This window comes from uncultured Methylophaga sp. (assembly GCF_947259025.1).
Classification (GTDB): Bacteria; Pseudomonadota; Gammaproteobacteria; order Nitrosococcales; family Methylophagaceae; genus Methylophaga.
This window is the reverse complement of record NZ_CAMYKO010000004.1, coordinates 102,809-120,978: the sequence shown is the minus strand read 5'-3', so window position 1 is coordinate 120,978 and position 18,170 is coordinate 102,809. Positions and strand designations below refer to the sequence as shown.

Annotated in this window: 14 protein-coding genes; 5 read left to right on the top strand and 9 right to left on the bottom strand. The window is 54.1% G+C overall.

What is annotated here, in order from left to right; genetic code table 11:
- Positions 1-5: 5 nt before the first annotated feature.
- The 9 genes from Q0X64_RS03760 to dsbD form a co-directional block, all read right to left on the bottom strand.
- Positions 6-2,621: a class I adenylate cyclase gene (locus Q0X64_RS03760; protein ID WP_297809192.1), complete on the bottom strand. Its 2,616-nt coding sequence runs from the start codon at positions 2,619-2,621 to the stop codon at positions 6-8.
- 15 nt (positions 2,622-2,636) lie between these two features.
- The gene (gene purH, locus Q0X64_RS03755; RefSeq protein WP_297809191.1) at positions 2,637-4,202 is read right to left on the bottom strand and encodes a bifunctional phosphoribosylaminoimidazolecarboxamide formyltransferase/IMP cyclohydrolase; all 1,566 of its coding nucleotides are present in this window, start codon (positions 4,200-4,202) and stop codon (positions 2,637-2,639) included.
- 33 nt (positions 4,203-4,235) lie between these two features.
- Positions 4,236-4,526, bottom strand: a complete 291-nt coding sequence (gene fis / locus Q0X64_RS03750) for a DNA-binding transcriptional regulator Fis (protein ID WP_297809190.1) — start codon at positions 4,524-4,526, stop codon at positions 4,236-4,238.
- A complete protein-coding gene (gene dusB / locus Q0X64_RS03745) occupies positions 4,523-5,527 on the bottom strand; it encodes a tRNA dihydrouridine synthase DusB (protein ID WP_297809189.1) in 1,005 nt (334 codons plus the stop codon). The genes fis and dusB overlap by 4 nt, the downstream gene beginning before the upstream one ends.
- Positions 5,514-6,389 carry a 50S ribosomal protein L11 methyltransferase gene (gene prmA, locus Q0X64_RS03740; RefSeq protein WP_297809188.1) on the bottom strand — a complete coding sequence of 292 codons (876 nt, stop codon included), beginning with the start codon at positions 6,387-6,389 and terminating at the stop codon, positions 5,514-5,516. Before prmA ends, dusB begins: the two co-directional genes overlap by 14 nt.
- Positions 6,389-7,729: an acetyl-CoA carboxylase biotin carboxylase subunit gene (accC, locus tag Q0X64_RS03735; RefSeq protein ID WP_297809187.1), complete on the bottom strand. Its 1,341-nt coding sequence runs from the start codon at positions 7,727-7,729 to the stop codon at positions 6,389-6,391. Before accC ends, prmA begins: the two co-directional genes overlap by 1 nt.
- Positions 7,730-7,788: 59 nt before the next feature.
- Positions 7,789-8,253, bottom strand: a complete 465-nt coding sequence (gene accB, locus Q0X64_RS03730; protein ID WP_297809186.1) for an acetyl-CoA carboxylase biotin carboxyl carrier protein — start codon at positions 8,251-8,253, stop codon at positions 7,789-7,791.
- 19 nt (positions 8,254-8,272) lie between these two features.
- Positions 8,273-8,710: a type II 3-dehydroquinate dehydratase gene (aroQ, locus tag Q0X64_RS03725; protein ID WP_297809185.1), complete on the bottom strand. Its 438-nt coding sequence runs from the start codon at positions 8,708-8,710 to the stop codon at positions 8,273-8,275.
- A gap of 148 nt (positions 8,711-8,858) precedes the next feature.
- On the bottom strand, positions 8,859-10,694 hold the full coding sequence (gene dsbD, locus Q0X64_RS03720; protein ID WP_297809183.1) for a protein-disulfide reductase DsbD: 1,836 nt from the start codon (positions 10,692-10,694) through the stop codon (positions 8,859-8,861).
- Between the two features lie 140 nt (positions 10,695-10,834).
- On the opposite strand from dsbD, the gene Q0X64_RS03715 reads away from it, so the two are divergent.
- The 5 genes from Q0X64_RS03715 (at position 10,835) to Q0X64_RS03695 (ending at position 18,166) form a co-directional block, all read left to right on the top strand.
- On the top strand, positions 10,835-12,484 hold the full coding sequence (locus Q0X64_RS03715) for an inorganic phosphate transporter (protein ID WP_297809181.1): 1,650 nt from the start codon (positions 10,835-10,837) through the stop codon (positions 12,482-12,484).
- Between the two features lie 189 nt (positions 12,485-12,673).
- The gene (gene phoB, locus Q0X64_RS03710) at positions 12,674-13,366 is read left to right on the top strand and encodes a phosphate regulon transcriptional regulator PhoB (RefSeq protein WP_297809179.1); all 693 of its coding nucleotides are present in this window, start codon (positions 12,674-12,676) and stop codon (positions 13,364-13,366) included.
- Between the two features lie 11 nt (positions 13,367-13,377).
- Positions 13,378-14,667: a phosphate regulon sensor histidine kinase PhoR gene (gene phoR, locus Q0X64_RS03705; protein WP_297809177.1), complete on the top strand. Its 1,290-nt coding sequence runs from the start codon at positions 13,378-13,380 to the stop codon at positions 14,665-14,667.
- A gap of 135 nt (positions 14,668-14,802) precedes the next feature.
- Complete coding sequence (locus Q0X64_RS03700) at positions 14,803-15,759, top strand: phosphate ABC transporter substrate-binding protein PstS family protein (protein ID WP_297809175.1); 957 nt, start codon at positions 14,803-14,805, stop codon at positions 15,757-15,759.
- Between the two features lie 133 nt (positions 15,760-15,892).
- Positions 15,893-18,166 (top strand): ABC transporter permease subunit, encoded by a 2,274-nt coding sequence (locus Q0X64_RS03695; RefSeq protein WP_297809173.1) that lies wholly within the window; start codon positions 15,893-15,895, stop codon positions 18,164-18,166.
- Positions 18,167-18,170 lie beyond the last annotated feature (4 nt).

The window sequence follows — 18,170 nt, the reverse complement described above, 5'->3', positions numbered from 1 at the left end:
CAGGCCTAGCTCGCAGTTTGCTCATTTAACCTGTGTTGCAGGCGTAGTTTATGTTCGATGTAGACGGCGGCCGGATGATAAGCCTCATCGGCAAACTGCAGTTGGCTGATCAGTACCGGATAATTATGCGGCAGATTTTGAACCAGTGTTTGTACCGGCGCGAAAAGTGCTGGGTCATCAGCCCGGCCGTCAAACTGATGCTGGCCGCAGCGCAGGGTGCAGTTGGCATCCCCGGCGGTACTGCTCTGTGTGATTCTGACAGGCAGATAACCCCTGTCATGCTGTGGCAAAGCCAAAGGCGTGACTTGCCACCCAGTTTGTCGCTGTTGGAGCCGGTAAAAGCGCAATTGCTGCAGTTGATTACCGTGTTTGACCGACGACAAAAAAGCCTGCCAGTGACTCAGTAAAATGGATTCGTTCAAATCCTCAATCTGCTGATGTAGCAGGTTGCCGAATTCATCGATGAAATAACAACTTATCCAGCGCGCTTCACTCAGAACAAAGACGCTCACGCTGCGGGGGGTCTGATAGGGCAGTATTGTCTTGAGCAGCCCTGTTTTATCCAGTTTTTGGTCCAGCCACAGTGCAGAAAAGCTTCTGCGCTGATTGGCTAGCGCCGGCCAGATATCGCTGGCACGTGGACTGGGTTCAAAGCTGACTTGCTGCTGTTGCCAATTGAGCTGGTAGGGCTGACCGGCAATATCGAGTAGAAAGCGACCCTGTTCAGTGTGGCGATGATAGACAGAGAACAGCTCGCCGAGCAGATCATCCAGGCGCTGGCTGATGGCCTGGCCAAAAATCGCAGTGGGACACCAGCTTTTCACTGCGGCCTGTGCTGACGGGGGCCAGGACAACAGGTATCTCAGGGTTTCCGGCACGACCGCATCACCCTGGAACTGGAAGCTGTAAAACAAGCCGAAGCTGGATTGAACCAGGCCGTCTATTGATAACACCAGGCTCTGCTGACTGGAGCTGTAATTAAGCGGATCATTGAGCTTGCTGGACAGTTGCAGCCCCTGCCGTGCCAGTTTGTCTTCGGGTTGCTGTGCCAGGTTGATAAACAACCAGACTTGATGAAAAGTTTCGGGGGCCGCCAGCGTCGACGCATCACTGACCAGATCACCCTCGGCAAGTGGCGTTTTTAACAGTTGCTGACTCAGTGTCAGCACATCGGCGCTACGGATGGTTTGTTGCTGATCATTCACGCTGAGCCAGTTGCTGCGACTCAGCAGACGGTTGGCTATCGCAAAAGCTAAAACCTGCAACAGGCTGTCATGCTGAAAAAGCGTATTGCCGCGCGGATTATTGAGGGCTTGTCGACTCAAATACCAGGTCTGGCTGTCATTGAAACGGGTCAGGTAGAGCCGATCATCATTACTGTCGGGACGCATTGCCAGCGGCAGGCATGCCACCTGATCCAGCGCCGGCTCATGGCGCAGCCGATGTTTGCGCCGAAGCGATGTCAGCGTTTCCGGTGCATGGTGTTGCTGCCCCCATTGTTGCAGGCGTTGCAGCAGGGCCTTAGCGGATTGTCCCTGTAACTGGAATTGCTGACGGCGGAAAGATAGGCTGGCCGACTCCTCATCGCGTTGTTGCAGAAAGTCGGCATCCCAGTGCCAGTATTCGGCCAGTTTGGCAATAAAGCTGCGACGCCAGGGCAACAGGGCCTGACGCACCGTTTTGCTGAGTTTTTCCTGGCTTTGCCGGTAGAACGCCTCGCGCAGCGCTTGTGCGGGCTGGATATCCTCCAGTTGCAACAATCGAAGATACTGTGGGTCGAGGGCGGCGGTCTCAGTTTGCTGGAGGTAGATCTGCTGTTTGAGGCGAGGTGCCAAGGACATCGCTGCCGGCTGTTGCAGGCAGGCATCTAGATAATGCAAGTTGAGAAGCTGATTGCCATGATCCAGACTGTGATCCAGTGCTGCCAACGCTTGCTGGAATACAGGCCCGCTCTCAAATTCAGTCACCTCACCGAAATCCACCAGGCTGACCTGGTTCAGCATGCGCTGTGCCTGCAGCTCAGCGATGCTGTCGGCGTAATGCCTGTCTTCATCGGGACTGGTAAACCACCAGTAGGGTTGGCTGCCGGCCAGCACCAGGCCGCTGCTGTAGAACTGATCGCGATCCCAGTGGCTGAGTTTGCCCATAGAAAGATCTTCGCTGGACAGCAAGCGTGGCTGCAAGCGCAGTCCAGACTTGCCAGCCCAGTCGCAGATCCGCTTTAGTTTTTCCTCGAGCAGGCTTTTTTGCTCGGTATTGACGCGCTGGCTGTGGAGCAACCATAACTCGAATTGGGCTTGTTGCGGGTAACTGAGCAGTCCGTGAGGGTTGATTAAATACAGGCCCTGCAGCGGATAGCTGCGCAGCGCCCGGCGCCGGTAACGGAAACTTTTTTCCAGCTGCTGGGCACGATCAACAATCAGTTTGTCCGGCCGGTAGTCAATCAGCCCGGCCGGGGTGTCATCATTGACATAGCCCGGCAGGACTTTGGCATTGATATGAAACAGAAACGGCAGCAGCTCCAGGAGCAGGCTGTGCCGTGGGGGGGCGAGTTGCAGCAGGCGGTGGATGCGTTCATGGTTATGCGCCTGGAAAAAACGGTGCGCCTGAACCCGATCCACGACCTGCTTGCTCCCTTAGTGTCTGAAGTGACGCATACCGGTAAAGACCATGGCAATACCGTGTTCGTTAGCGGCGGCAATGACTTCCTCATCGCGCATCGAGCCACCCGGTTGAATCACTGCCTTGATCCCGGCTTCGGCGGCGGCATCCAGGCCGTCACGGAAAGGAAAGAAAGCATCGGATGCCATCACCGCGCCAGGAACGACAAGACCGGCATCTTCAGCCTTAATGCCGGCAATGCGGCTGCTGACCACCCGGCTCATCTGGCCGGCGCCGATGCCCACGGTCTGCTGATCCTTGGCATAAACAATGGCATTGGATTTAACGAACTTGGCCACCCGCCAGGCAAACAGCAGATCCTGCATTTGTTCATCAGATGGTGAGGTTTCAGTAACCACTGACAATTCGTGGGCTTCGACCAGCGCATCGTCACGATCCTGTACCAGCAGGCCGCCGTTAACGCGTTTGAAATCGAGGCTGGCCGCCGCATGTTCAACAAAGTCGCCACAGGCCAGCAGGCGCACATTGGCTTTCTGTGCGACCACGGCTTTGGCTTCATCGGAGACCGACGGCGCGATAATCACTTCGACAAACTGGCGGTCAATAATCGCTTTGGCGGTGTCAGCATCCAGAGGCCGGTTAAAGGCAATAATGCCGCCAAACGCGGAAGTCGGATCGGTCTGGAAAGCCAGATCATAGGCCGCCAGGAGACTGTCTGCGGTGGCCACACCACAGGGATTGGCATGCTTGACGATGACGCAGGCCGGGGACTCGGGGAAAGCTTTCACACATTCCAGCGCGGCATCGGTATCAGCAATGTTGTTATAGGAAAGGGCTTTTCCCTGGATCTGCTCTGCCGCACTGATAGTGCCGCTTTCGGCGTCGGCTTCGGTGTAAAACGCCGCATTCTGATGCGGGTTTTCGCCGTAACGCATATCCTGTTTCTTATTAAACTGATTATTGTATGTGCGCGGAAACTCGGTCATATCCCCGTTATCGGTCAGCTTGCCCAGATAATTAGCAATGGCGCCATCGTAATGGGCGGTGTGTTCAAAGGTTTTGACCGCCAGATCAAAACGGGTCTGATCATCGACGCCGCCATGGGCTTCCAGTTGCTGGATAACGCGGCCGTAGTCTGCCGGATCAATCAGCACAGTGACATCAGCATGGTTCTTGGCCGCCGCACGCAGCATGGTGGGGCCGCCGATATCAATATTTTCGATCGCCATCGGCAGGGTGCAGTCATCACGGGCGATGGTGGCTTCGAATGGATAAAGGTTGACCACCACCAGATCGATGGGCGCGATATCGTGTTCATTCATAATCGCATCATCAGTGCCGCGACGCCCCAGCAGACCGCCGTGGATCTTGGGGTGCAGGGTTTTGATGCGGCCCGCCATCATTTCCGGAAAGCCGGTATGTTCGGAGACTTCCTTGACCGGCAGACCGGCCTCGCTCAGCAGTTTGGCCGTGCCGCCGGTCGACAGCAGTTCAACGCCAAGGCGGTTCAGTTCCTGTGCCAGTTCAAGCACACCGGTCTTGTCAGAGACGCTCAAAAGAGCTCGTTTGATCGTGTTCATTGAGAAAGAAATTCCAGGGTATTGAGAATTTGTTTACAAGCCGTACAGCTTGAGTTTTTTACGCAAAGTGCCGCGGTTGATGCCGAGGATTTCGGCGGCGCGGCTCTGATTACCATTGGTATGGGCCAAAGTGGCTTTGAGCAGCGGCACTTCAACTTCGGTCATCAGCATGTCATAGAGATTGGCCGCCGGGTGACCTTCGAGTTGCTCGAAATAATCAGCCAGGGCTTGTGTGACACAGTCACTCAGGGGAGCCGTCGTGTGCTCGGCCGCTACACCAAGTTCAGCGCAAGTCGATTCATCTTTGGCTAGCGGTTTAGTCATGCGGCTTGAGAGTCCTGTTGTTCTTGTATTTGCTCAAAAAATTCGCGGGTAAAGCGGAGTTGTTGTTGCGGCTGTTCAAACTGGTTCATTTGCTGCCGGAACGCATTACCATTGCGGAGTCCCTTGCTATACCAGGCGATATGTTTGCGTGCCATGCGGACACCAGTATAGTCACCGTAAAAATCGTACAGGTTTTGCAGGTGTTCAATCAAGACCTGTTTTATTTCAGTGACTTCCGGCTCAGGCAGCAGCTCACCGGAATCCAGAAAATGCAGAATCTGACGGAAGATCCACGGGTTTCCCTGAGCGCCACGACCGATCATCAGGCCATCAGCCCCGGTTTTATTGAGCACTTCAAGCGCTTTCTGCGGCGAAGTAATATCGCCATTGGCAATCACCGGGATCTGAATACGGCTTTTGATATCGGCAATGGTGTCGTATTCGGCATCGCCCTTGTAGGCATCGGCGCGGGTGCGGCCATGCACGGCCAGTGCCTGAATACCTGCATCTTCAGCAATACGGGCAATTGTGGTCCCGTTGCGGTTATCGCGGTCCCAGCCCGTGCGGATTTTCAAGGTCACCGGCACATCTACGGCATTGACCACCGATTCAACAATTTCGGCCACCAGTTTTTCGTTCTGCAGCAGCGCCGAGCCGGCCATCACGTTACAGACCTTTTTCGCCGGACAGCCCATATTGATATCGATAATATGCGCGCCCTGATCGACATTATGCCGGGCGGCTTCCGCCATCATTTGCGGATCGGCACCGGCAATCTGCACGCTGCGTGGTTCCGGCTCACCATCATGATTGGCGCGCAGCAAAGACTTTTTGCTGGCCCACAGCGCCTTATTGGCCGTGATCATTTCCGATACTGCCATGCCGGCACCCAGACGGCGGCAAAGCTGGCGGAAAGGGCGATCGGTGACGCCGGCCATCGGCGCCAGAAACAGCCGGTTGGGCAGGCTGTAGGGGCCGATTGTCAGATCATTTTGCGCCATAGCGTTGTCCAGTCAGTCTGACCCAGTCTTCTTTAGCCGCAGCCGGCTGCATGGCAAACCAGCTTTGATAGCTCTCAGCCACTTCATCAGCCTGGGTTTGCAATACGCCCGATAACACCAGATGGGCATCGGCTTTACACAGGTTGGCAAACCGTGGTGCCAGGTTCTGCAGGGGGCCGGCCAGGATGTTGGCAATTAGCAGGTCGCAGAGAGCATCGGGACAATCGCCGGGCAGATAGGCTTCAACTTCAACGCCGTTACGTTTAGCGTTGGCACGGGTTGCTTCCAGCGCCTGCGGATCAGTATCGACACCAATCACACGCTCAGCGCCAAGCAGGGCGGCGGCAATCGCCAGAATGCCACTGCCGCAGCCGTAGTCGATGACATATTTACCTTTGAGATCGGCCTGATCCAGCCAGCCTAGACACAAAGCCGTGGTGGCATGGGTGCCGGTACCGAAGGCCAGACCGGGATCCAACAGAATATTGACCGCCTTTTCATCGGGCGCTTCATGCCAACTGGGCACGATCCATAATTTGTCGCCGAACTGGATGGGTTTAAAGTTCTCCATCCATTCCCGTTCCCAGTCCTTGTCTTCGACGGCTTCCACGCGAAAGCGCGGCACCTCATCGACCAGGGTGGCCAGCATATCGAGCACTTGCTGCTGCTCGGTTTCAGCATCAAACAGGGCGGTCAGCCGGGTTTCGCTCCATAGCGGGGTTTCACCCGGGTCCGGCTCATAAATCGGCTGATCGGCATCATCCTCAAAGGTGACCGCCGCCGCACCACACTCACTCAGCGCTTCCGAGAGCGCCTCGGCTTTGTCTTGTGAGGTGTGGCAGACAAACTGGATCCAGGCCATCAGAGTCCCAGCTTCTTCTCGAGGTAGTGAATATTGGTGCCCCCGGTCTGGAAGTGGGTGTCGTCCATAATGTCACGCTGCAGTTCGACATTGGTTTTAATGCCTTCAATACCGATTTCCTTGAGTGCGGTTTGCATGCGGGCAATTGCCGAGTCACGATCCTTGCCGTAGGCAATCAGTTTGCCGATCAGCGAGTCATAATTCGGTGGCACTGAGTAACCACTGTAGATGTGTGAATCCATACGGATACCGGCACCACCTGGTGCATGGTAATGGGTGATCTTGCCGGGGCTGGGCATGAACGTGCGCGGATCTTCGGCGTTAATACGACACTCAATCGCATGACCACGCATCACCACATCCTCCTGCTTGATGCTCAGTTTTTCACCGGCAGCAATACGGATCTGCTCGGCAACCAGGTCAATATCAGTGACTCGTTCAGTGACCGGATGCTCGACCTGGATACGGGTGTTCATCTCGATAAAATAGAACTCACCATCCTGGTACAGGAACTCAAAAGTACCGGCACCGCGGTAGCCGATACGCACGCAGGCTTCGGCGCAGATGGCGCCCATGCGATCACGCATTTCCTGGGTGATACCGGGCGCTGGCGCTTCTTCGACCACTTTCTGGTGACGACGCTGCATTGAGCAATCGCGTTCGCCCAGGTGAATGGCATTGCCGTGTTGATCAGACAATACCTGGAATTCGACATGGCGCGGGTTTTCCAGGAATTTTTCCATGTAAACCATATCGTTGCCGAAGGCAGCGCGGGCTTCACTCTTGGTCAGCGCGATGGCATTGAGCAGATGCGCTTCGCTATGTACTTCGCGCATACCACGGCCACCACCGCCGCCAGCGGCCTTGATGATAATCGGATAGCCGATTTCACGGGCCAGACGCAGGTTGGTTTCATCATCGGTACCCAGCGGGCCATCGGAACCCGGCACACAGGGCACACCGGCCTCTTTCATGGCTTTAATCGCGGCGACCTTGTCACCCATGATGCGGATGGTCTCAGCACGCGGGCCGATAAAGATAAAGCCGCTTTCTTCGACACGCTCGGCAAAGTCGGCATTTTCTGAAAGAAAGCCGTAGCCGGGATGAATCGCGGTGGCATCAGTTATTTCAGCGGCACTGATCAAGGCCGGAATATTAAGGTAACTTTCATTAGACGGTGCCGGGCCAATGCAGACGGTTTCGTCGGCCAGCAGCACGTGTTTCAGATCGCGATCCACGCTGGAATGCACGGCAACGGTCTTGATGCCCATTTCCCAGCAGGCACGCAGAATACGCAGGGCGATCTCGCCCCGGTTGGCAATAACAATTTTATCGATCATATCGGTAGTCTTATCCACAGTTCAGGATGAGCAGGTTCGCCAATGGCGGAATGGAAACGTTATTCAATAACGATCAAAGGCTCATCGAATTCAACCGGGTGGCCGTTTTCTACCAGGATGGCGCTAACGGTGCCACTACGATCGGCTTCGATCTGGTTGAACATTTTCATCGCTTCGATAATGCAGATGACGTCACCGGCAGCGACACTCTGACCGACTTCAACAAAGGCGGGTGCTTCCGGCGACGAGGAACGGTAAAAGGTACCGACCATCGGAGAACGCACAGCGTTGGCTTCATTGACCTGGCTATCACTGGCTGCCGGCGCTTCGGCGGCCGGTTCAGCAGCAGGTGCTGGCGCCGGTGCTGCTGCCGGTACAGACACCTGGGCCGGTGCTGGCGCATAAGCCGGGGCTGAACTATTACGGCTGATACGAACTGACTCCTCGCCTTCGGCAATTTCGATCTCGGCGACGTCAGATTCCTGAATCAGATCGATGAGTTTTTTAATTTTACGAATATCCATGCAATGACCTTAATAATAGTTATGAGTTAAGTTGTCTGATGGCGGCTTGCAAAGCCAGTTCATAGCCCTGCGCGCCGAGTCCGCATATCACGCCCTGGGCGATATCGGATAAATAGGAGTGCTGCCGGAATGCTTCGCGGGCATGCACATTGGAAAGATGTACTTCTATAAAAGGCACGGCGATGGCCGACAGTGCATCGCGAAGTGCAATGCTGGTGTGCGTAAAAGCGGCCGGGTTGATAATGATGAAATCAACACCACTGCGCGCCTGATGCAGTTTATCGACCAGCGCATGTTCGGCATTGCTCTGGAAAAAATCCAGTTGCAACCCGGCATCGCCAGCCTGGCTTTTCAGGCGGTCCTCGATATCAGCGAGGGTGTCGGCACCGTAATGTTCTGGCTCACGGGTTCCCAGCAGGTTCAGATTGGGGCCGTTGAGCACCAAAATAGTCGCCATGACGATCCTTTGCACCGGTCAAATAAACAATTAGCCGGAATTGTGCACCAGCGACCCGTTGATGTCCAGTTTAGCGGTTTAAAAAGCGGACTTTTGTCGCTATTTTCGCCGAAATGGCTGCCTTCTTGAAGTTTTGCCGTTTTATGCCTCAGGGCAGCCGGGTCAGGTGCTCGAGCATGGCTTCCGCCGAGATGTGCCCGACCAGACGATAGTCGCGCAGTTCCGAACCGTCAGCCATATAAAACAGCATGCTAGGCGGACCAAACACCTGTAGTTTCTGCAACATCTGCTGATGCGCCTCGGTGTTATCGGTCATATCCAGCTTGAGCAGCAAATAGTCGTCCAGCGCAGCAATGACCTTTGGATCCCGAAAGGTAGTGCGCTCCATGGTCTTGCAATCGGTACACCAGTCAGCATAAAAATCCAGCATCACCGGCTGATTGCTCTCCGCCAGCCGTGACTCAAGTTGTTCAAGATTATCTACCTGGCTGAATTGTAAACGGGCAGGCTGTGATGATTCAGTCTGGCTCTGACCGGCTGCCAGAAGCTGCAGAGGCTGCAGCAGATTCTGGCTGCCGCTGGCACCGCCAATCATTAACAAAGCACCGTAGATCAGCAGAATCAGTCCCAGCCCTTTGAACAGTTTGCTCCAGCCGGTGCTGTCGATCTGCAACTGATTTAAAGCGCCTAAATACACGGCGCAAACAATTAACAGGGTGCCCCATAACATCAGTGTCAGCCAGCCTGGAATAATGCGCTCCAGCATCCAGATCGCCAGACCCAGCAGTAATACACCGAAGACAGCCTTGATCACGTTCATCCAGTCGCCGGCGCGCGGTAATAAAGAGCCGGCTGAGGTACCGACAATCAACAGCGGAATGCCCATGCCAAGACTCAGCGCAAATAAAGCGGCGCCGCCCAAGAAAGGATCCGCATGCTGGCCGATAAAAATCAGCGCGGCCGCCAGTGGCGGCGCCAGGCAGGGCCCGACAATCAAGGCCGATAACAGGCCCATCACCGCAACCCCAACAAAACTGCCCCCCTGCTGACGATGTGTCAGTTGATGCAGACGGTGTTGCAGGCCATGCGGTAACTGCAATTCATAGAGCCCAAACATGGATAAGGCCAGCAATACGAACAACAGACTGAAGCTGCCAATGACCCAGGGATTCTGGAACAGGGTCTGCAGGTTCTCACCCAAAAGGCCAGTCAGGACGCCAGCGGTCGTATAGGTCGCAGACATGGCCAGCACGTAGACTAAAGATAGTGAAAACGCCCGGCGGGTAGTGATTTTTTCTCCCTCACCCACAATGATGCTGGAGAGGATGGGGATCATCGGCAACACGCAAGGGGTGAAGGTCAGTAATAAGCCCAGCCCCAGAAACCCGAGAAAAATCTGCAGCAGATTATCTTGGGCCAGTTTTTGTGCCAGCCTGTCCTGCTCCGATAGCGGATTCTGAGCGAGCTTAGCCGGGGATGTGGGCGGCGGCGCATTCGCTTCAGTGTCCGAGGCGTTGCTAACAGCGGGCAGTGTCAGCGTCACCTGTTGTTCGCCGGGGGGGTAACAGATGCCGAAGGTTTCCGAGCAACCCTGGAAATAAGCTTTGAGGGTGAGCGTTTGTTCGCTGGCGGGGCGGCTTAGCGGTAAGTTCAGAGCGATATCATGATGATAAACCTGCACCAGGCCGAAAAATTCATCACGTTTGTTTTCACCGGCAGGCAGGCTGACTTCGCCCAGTTTGACCTGTGCATTATCCAGAACTTCAAAGCGCAACTTGTCGCGGTAAAGGTAATTGCCCTCCATGACCTGCCAGCGTGCCACTATGGCATTATCGTCATTGACTTCAGCACTGAACTGAAAAGCCTCATCCACTAAAGGCGGCACATCCTCTGCCTGATTCAGCCCCAGTCCCTCCAGAAAACCGGGCCGCGCATGAGCGCTGAAAACCGTTAACAGCAGAATTAAAAACAGAAATTTTTTCATCAGTCCCCAAGGCTTGTCATGACAGTCTTTCACTAGACAATCTTAACAGCGCATAGTTACAACCGTCTTGTTGAGGCTAGGCGCGTCGTCACAATACTGTAATAATTGCCGCATTTTGGTAAGCACATAGCGGGATTATCGTGGAAATAAAAGATATCCATCAACTCGAAAAGCAAGCTTATAAAAAGAGTCATGGTGAGCTTGCCCGCATCGGCATGGCTTTGCTTTTCATGGCGATTGCGCTGGTTTATAGCTTTAACCTCAGCGGTGATGGCCCGCACAGCCTGTTCCTGGCTGTAGCCACGGTATTCGGTGCCTATATGGCGATGAACATCGGTGCCAACGATGTGGCTAACAATGTCGGCCCGGCAGTGGGTTCGAGAGCCTTAACCATGGGCGGCGCGATATTCATTGCGATGTTTTTTGAGGCCGCCGGCGCTATTATTGCCGGTGGTGAAGTGGTGTCCACCATCAAAAAAGGCATTGTTGATATCAATGGCTTCCAGGGTGATACCGAGAGCTTCATCTGGGCGATGATGTCAGCACTGCTGGCGGCGGCCTTGTGGCTCAACCTGGCGACCTTTGCGCGGGCGCCGGTATCGACCACCCACTCGATTGTCGGCGGTGTCATGGGGGCGGGGATTGCCGCTGCCGGTTTCACCATTGTTGATTGGGGCACGATGGGGGCCATCGCCAGTTCCTGGGTGATTTCACCGGTGATTGGTGGTGTCATTGCCGCGGCCTTCCTGTTTGCTATCAAGAAAACCATTATTTTCCGTGAGGACAAGATCTTGGCGTCGATGAAATGGGTGCCGGTCTATGTCGCCATCATGGCCTGGGCGTTTGTGACCTACCTGGTGCTCAAAGGCCTGAAAAAAGTCTGGCCGCAGTTTCTGGAACTGGTTAACCAGGTGTTGTTCCTGGGGCTGGAAATCAGCAAAAAACCGAGTTTGCTCGACGCCTCGGTGATCGGCGTTATTATTGCTGTGCTGGTGTTTTTCCTGGTCAAACGCTCACTAAAAAAACGGCTGCCTACACTCACTAATGACAGGGCCAGCGTTAACGTCTTGTTTACCATTCCGCTGATTTTTGCTGCGGCGCTGCTGAGTTTTGCCCACGGTGCCAATGATGTTGCCAATGCCATCGGTCCGCTGGCCGCCATTCATGATGCGGTGATGACGGGCGGTATCAATACTCAAGCCGGCATTCCGTTCTGGGTCATGGCGGTCGGTGCGCTGGGTATTGCGCTGGGTCTGGCGCTGTATGGACCCCGCTTGATCCGCACCGTCGGCGGCGAGATTACCGAGCTGGATCAGATGCGTGCCTATGCGATTGCCATGGCCGCCGCCATCACCGTCATTATTGCCAGCCAGCTGGGGCTGCCGGTCAGCTCCACCCACATCGCAATCGGCGGTGTGTTTGGTGTGGGTTTTCTGCGTGAATGGCTGGATCGCTCGGAAACATTGGAAGATGAAATCGAGCAGGATAAGCGCGAAATCCAGGAAGAAAAACGTTTACTCAGCGCACTGCGCAGTGAACTTAACAACCTGATGGAGAAAAAAGACAAAACCGTCAGCGATTATGAGCGCATTACTGATCTCTACCGCACCATTGAGGAAGAGAAAGGCACCCTGAAGAAAGCCAAAAAGACCCTGAAAAAAGAGAAGAAAAGTCTTTATGTTAAGCGCGATATGGTCAAAAAGATTATTACTGCCTGGCTGATTACCGTGCCTTCCGCTGCCGTTTTGTCAGCCTGTCTGTATTACATGATCCGCGGCATCGTGGGCTGATGGCTGGTGTCCGCGAGCTGTCATTGATTTGTCATATTGTGGTCAGGAAAATTGCCGGGGCGTCAGGTAAGTAGCTACTTACATACCAATCAGGCATGCAGGGATGAGGCCGTCATCAGCTTGTTATCAAACTGTCATAATTGCTTTGTATGATGCGCCAAGGATAATGACTATTAAGGAACAACCGTTATGGCAACAAGCGTATTGGTGGTCGAGGATGATGCAGCAATCCGGGACATGCTGTCCTTCACGCTGAAACAGTCAGCTTACGATTGTGACAGCGTCGGTGACGGCGAGGCTGGCCTGGATTTTCTTAAGCACCAGCAACCCGATCTGATACTACTGGACTGGATGCTGCCCGGCATTGACGGTATTGAATTTATTCGCCGCCTGCGTGCTAATGAGTTTCTGGCCAATATTCCGGTCATCATGCTCACTGCCAAGGGCGAGAGCGAGGATATGGTCAAGGGACTGGGCGTGGGTGCCGATGACTACATTAACAAGCCGTTTTCACCACCGGAATTAATGGCGAGGATCAAGGCGGTGCTGCGCCGCTGTCAGCCGGCTGACAGTGATGAGGCGCAGAAGCTGCAGTTACGAGACCTGGTGCTGGACACTAAGAGTCACCGGGTGACGGTCAAAGACGAACGTATCGAGTTAGGCCCCACCGAGTTCCGGCTATTGCATTTCTTCATGAAAAACCCGGAGCGTGCCTACGGCCGCTCACAACTGCTTGATTATGTCTGGGGCGATACCGTTTATATCGAAGAGCGCACGGTGGATGTTCACATCCGACGTCTGCGCAAGGCGCTGGAGCCGAGTGGGCACGAGCATCTGGTTCAGACAGTGCGTGGCGTAGGCTACCGCTTCTCCGACGATTAAACGGCCTTTTTATGCAATGGGATAACTGGCGGCTGTTGACACTGCTGAGCCTGGCCGGCTTCGCCGGACTGATATTCGGGCAAATGATGGCCTTTCTGTTCCTGGCCGCACTGGGTTACGCCATCTGGCTTCAGCTCAACTGGATCAAGCTCAAGCATTGGCTGGAAAAGCCCAAAAAGCGCCGCTCGCCCAGTGCTGATGGCATGATAGACGATGTTTGTCGCCAGATTGAGCACATGCGACAGCAAAACAGCAATCGCAAGAAAAAACTCACCGGTTATCTCAAACGTTTCCAAATGGCTACCGCGGCCTTGCCCGACGCGATTGTGGTGCTGGGGGAGTTCGGTCAAGTGGACTGGGCTAACCAGGCTGCTCGGCAATTACTGGGGGTGCGCTGGCCGCGTGATAATAACGTTCGCATTAATAATCTGATCCGCGACCCGGCCTTTCAGCAATTGCTGGAAGATCCGCATCGACAAGGTGAGTCGATTACCGTCAAGTCGCCGCTGGATGAAGCCATGCAGTTGGAGCTCAAGCTGGTCAATTACATGGGGGCCGGGCGTTTACTCATTGCCCGTGATATGACGCATACCATCAAATTGCAGCGTATGCGTCGCGATTTTGTCGCCAATGTCTCGCATGAACTGAAGACACCTCTAACCGTATTACGCGGTTACCTGGAAGCTTTTACTGATGACACTGACAGCAGTCAGTGGCGGACGGCCTTGCCGGCCATGCGACAGCAAAGCGAACGTATGCACCTGATGATCAAAGATTTGTTGGTGCTGTCACAGCTGGAAACCGGTGAAAAAGCGTTGCGACGCATCCCAACCGACGTCGGTAAATTGCTGCAGTCGATCATCGACGATGCTCACACGCTGGAGCATTACCGCGATCATCAGATTACGCTGGAAATGGACACCGAAAAATGGCTGGTCTGTGATGTGGATGAAATCCGCAGCGCCGTGTCCAACCTGGTGTTCAACGCCGTCAAATATACCCCCGCAGGCTGTGCTGTCACCCTGAGCTGGCGCTTGCTGGATGAAGGGGCGCGACTGGCGGTGGCGGATGAGGGTGAGGGCATTGCTGAGCATCACCTAGAGCGACTGACCGAACGCTTTTACCGGGTCGATAAAGGCCGCAGTAATGATGCTGGTGGCACCGGCCTGGGATTGGCTATTGTCAAACACGTGCTGCAGCGTCATGGCGCTCAACTGCATATCAGCAGTGAACTGGGCAAAGGCAGCTGCTTTAGCTGCGACTTCCCGGCCACCATCGTGGTGGAAAAAATCTCCGTCTGACAGTGGCTTGGCTAATTTATGGCAGGGTTTGTCATAGAACTGTCATATATCTTTCATATCCTTGTCACAGTCTAATTCCATACTTTCCCAGCGTTTTAAACGTTTGATCATTTTTTAACTTGGGAGCTGAACAATATGTTCAAGAAAAATCTTGCAATGCTGGGTGCCGCCGTCACCATGGCGTTCTCACCGATGACATTTGCTGATGTCGACGCAAACCTGCCTGACTATGAAAAAGTCAGTGGTATTTCAGGCAGCCTGTCCAGTGTCGGTTCTGACACCCTGGCAAACCTGATGACCCTGTGGGCAGAGGAATTCAAAAAAGAATATCCAAACGTCAGCATCCAGATTCAAGCTGCCGGTTCTTCAACGGCACCGCCGGCCCTGACTGAAGGGACTTCAAACTTCGGCCCAATGAGCCGCATGATGAAAGACAAAGAAGAAGCCGCTTTCGAATCTAAATTCGGTTATAAAGCCACACCAATCCGTGTTGCGATTGATGCCCTCGCTGTCTTTGCTCACAAAGACAATCCTATTGAAGGCATGACCATGGAACAGGTTGATGCGGTTTTCTCTGCGACCCGCAAATGCGGTTACGGCGAAGACATCACTGACTGGGGTCAACTGGGTGTAGAAGGTCTGGGCGACATTCAGCTCTACGGCCGTAACTCCGTATCGGGTACCTACGGTTACTTTAAGAAAATCGCCCTGTGTAAAGGTGACTACAAAAACAGCGTGAATGAACAACCGGGTTCAGCCTCTGTTGTTCAGGGCGTGACCAAGTCGCTGAACGGCCTGGGCTACTCAGGTATCGGTTACAAGACTTCTGGTGTCAAAACCGTTGCTTTGGCTAAAGAAGAAGGTGCGGAATTCATTCCTGCGACTAAAGACAACGCGGCAAACGGTACTTACCCGCTGTCACGCTACCTGTATGTCTACGTCAACAAAGCACCGAACAAAGACTTGACACCGATTGACCGTGAGTTCCTGAAAATGGTGCTGTCTAAAGTCGGTCAGCAAGTTGTTGTAAAAGATGGCTACGTGCCACTGCCACCAGCGGTTGTTGAAGCAGAGCTGAATAAAATTCAGTAAGTCATAACATCGTTGTAAGTGAACGCCCCACACCCTTAGGAGTGTGGGGCGTTTTTACGCTTAACAATCCCAAGTTTGTTGCTTGCAGCAAGCTTGGGATTGTTTGAACAACAAATGAGATTTGGACATTTCGATGCACGAAGAAACTGCTGATAATAGTGTGCTGCCGGCACCGGGTTCTGCCATCGCCAGACGTCGTCGCAACTGGCGAGAAGTGAAAGATCGCGTTGCGAAATACGGGATTGGTTTTGGTGGTATTTCGGTCATCCTGGCGATTGTGCTTATTTTCTTTTACCTGTTGTACGTGGTTTTACCGCTGTTTTCAGGTGCCAGCATCGAGACTGACACGCAGTACCAGAGCAATCAGACTCAAAGCCGTTATCTGTCGATGAATGAGTACAACGATGTGGCGCTGAGCGTGAATGCCGACGGTACTGCGCATTTCTTTAAAGCCAATAGCGGCGAGACCATGCTCAATGTTGAATTGCCGCTGGATTCAGATGCTATCAGCTCGGTGGCAGCCGGCAGTGCGGTGACCGGGGTCTATGGCTATGGTCTCAATGACGGCAGCGCCTTTGTCTTTAAGCGCGACTACAAGATCACCTATCCCACCGGTACTCAACGTGTGATTGTGCCCAGCATTGAATATCCGCTGGGCGAAAAGCGGATCGAGGTTGACCCACAAGGTCAGGCGCTGGACATGCTCAGCGTACAGAGTCACGACAATATCACCAGTTTTGCCGCGGTCACCGCTGATAAACGGGTGGTGCTGAAAAAAATCCGCAAGGAAGAAAACTTTATCGATCCGACCCAGTTCACGCTGAAAGAAGCGTCGGCGCAAATCGATTTGAATGGTTCGGCAGCGATCACGCATCTGCGGCTGGATATCGATCAGCGTGAACTTTACCTGGTCGATGATAAAGGTTTCATCTATTTCTACGATGTACAAGACGCCGCTACGCCACGCCTGGTGCAGAAGGTAAAAGCTGTACCCACCGGTGTCAGCGTGACCAGCTTTGAGTTTCTGACCGGCGGTATTTCGGTGCTGGTAGGTCGCAGCGACGGCCAGGTCGATCAGTGGTTCCCGGTTCGTGACCAAGACAACAACTATTACCTACACAACGTCCGCAGCTTTAACGAGCAAAGCGACGCGATTGTGGCCATCATCCCCGAAGAGGCCCGTAAAGGCTTCCTGACGTTGGATCGTAGTGGCAATCTGGGCATTTATCACACCACGGCGCATCGCACCCTATTGGTCGAGCCGTACCTCAGCACGGCCGATGCATCGCTGGCCTTGTCACCCCGCGCCAATGGTCTGATCAGCATCAATGCGGATGGCCAAATCAAGAAACTGCATATCGACAATGAGCACCCGGATATTTCCTGGCATGCCCTGTGGGAAAAAGTCTGGTACGAAAGTCGTCAGCAACCGGAACATATCTGGCAGTCATCCTCAGCCAGTAATGATTTCGAGCCCAAGTTCAGCCTGACGCCGCTGACCTTCGGCACCATCAAAGCGGCTTTCTACGCAATGCTGGTGGCGATTCCGTTGGCGATCATGGGCGCGATATACACCGCCTACTTCATGTCGCCCAAAATGCGGTCGATAGTCAAACCCAGCATCGAGATCATGGAGGCATTGCCTACCGTTATTCTCGGTTTCCTGGCTGGTCTGTGGCTGGCGCCGCTGGTGGAAGACAATCTGCCCGGGGTGTTCACCATCCTCATCACCTTGCCGTTGATGGTGATATTAACGGCCTGGGCCTGGACCAAGCTGCCGCGTAAATTCCGTGAATCGATTCCCGATGGCTGGGAAGCCGCGATTCTGATCCCGACCGTAATCGTGGTTGGCATTATCTCGATGTCTCTCAGCGCGACGCTGGAGTTATGGCTGTTCGACGGCAATATGCCGCAATTTCTGAACGATGTCGGTATTGACTTCGACCAGCGTAACTCGCTGGTAGTGGGTCTGGTGATGGGCTTTGCTGTTATCCCGACCATTTTCTCTATTACTGAAGACGCTATTTTCGGTGTGCCCAAGCATCTGACTGTGGGCTCGCTGGCGCTGGGGGCGACCCCGTGGCAGACCATGACCCGGGTGGTATTGCTGACCGCCAGCCCCGGTATTTTCTCGGCGGTGATGATCGGCCTGGGACGGGCTGTCGGTGAGACCATGATCGTGCTGATGGCCACCGGTAATACGCCGATCATGGACTTTAATATCTTCGAAGGTTTCCGCGCGCTGTCAGCCAATATCGCGGTGGAAATGCCTGAATCTGAAGTCGGCAGTTCGCATTACCGGGTGCTGTTCCTGGCAGCGCTGGTGCTGTTCCTGGCGACCTTTGTTCTGAACACGGCGGCTGAAGTCGTGCGTCAACGTTTACGTAGAAAATACAGCACGCTGTAATGGA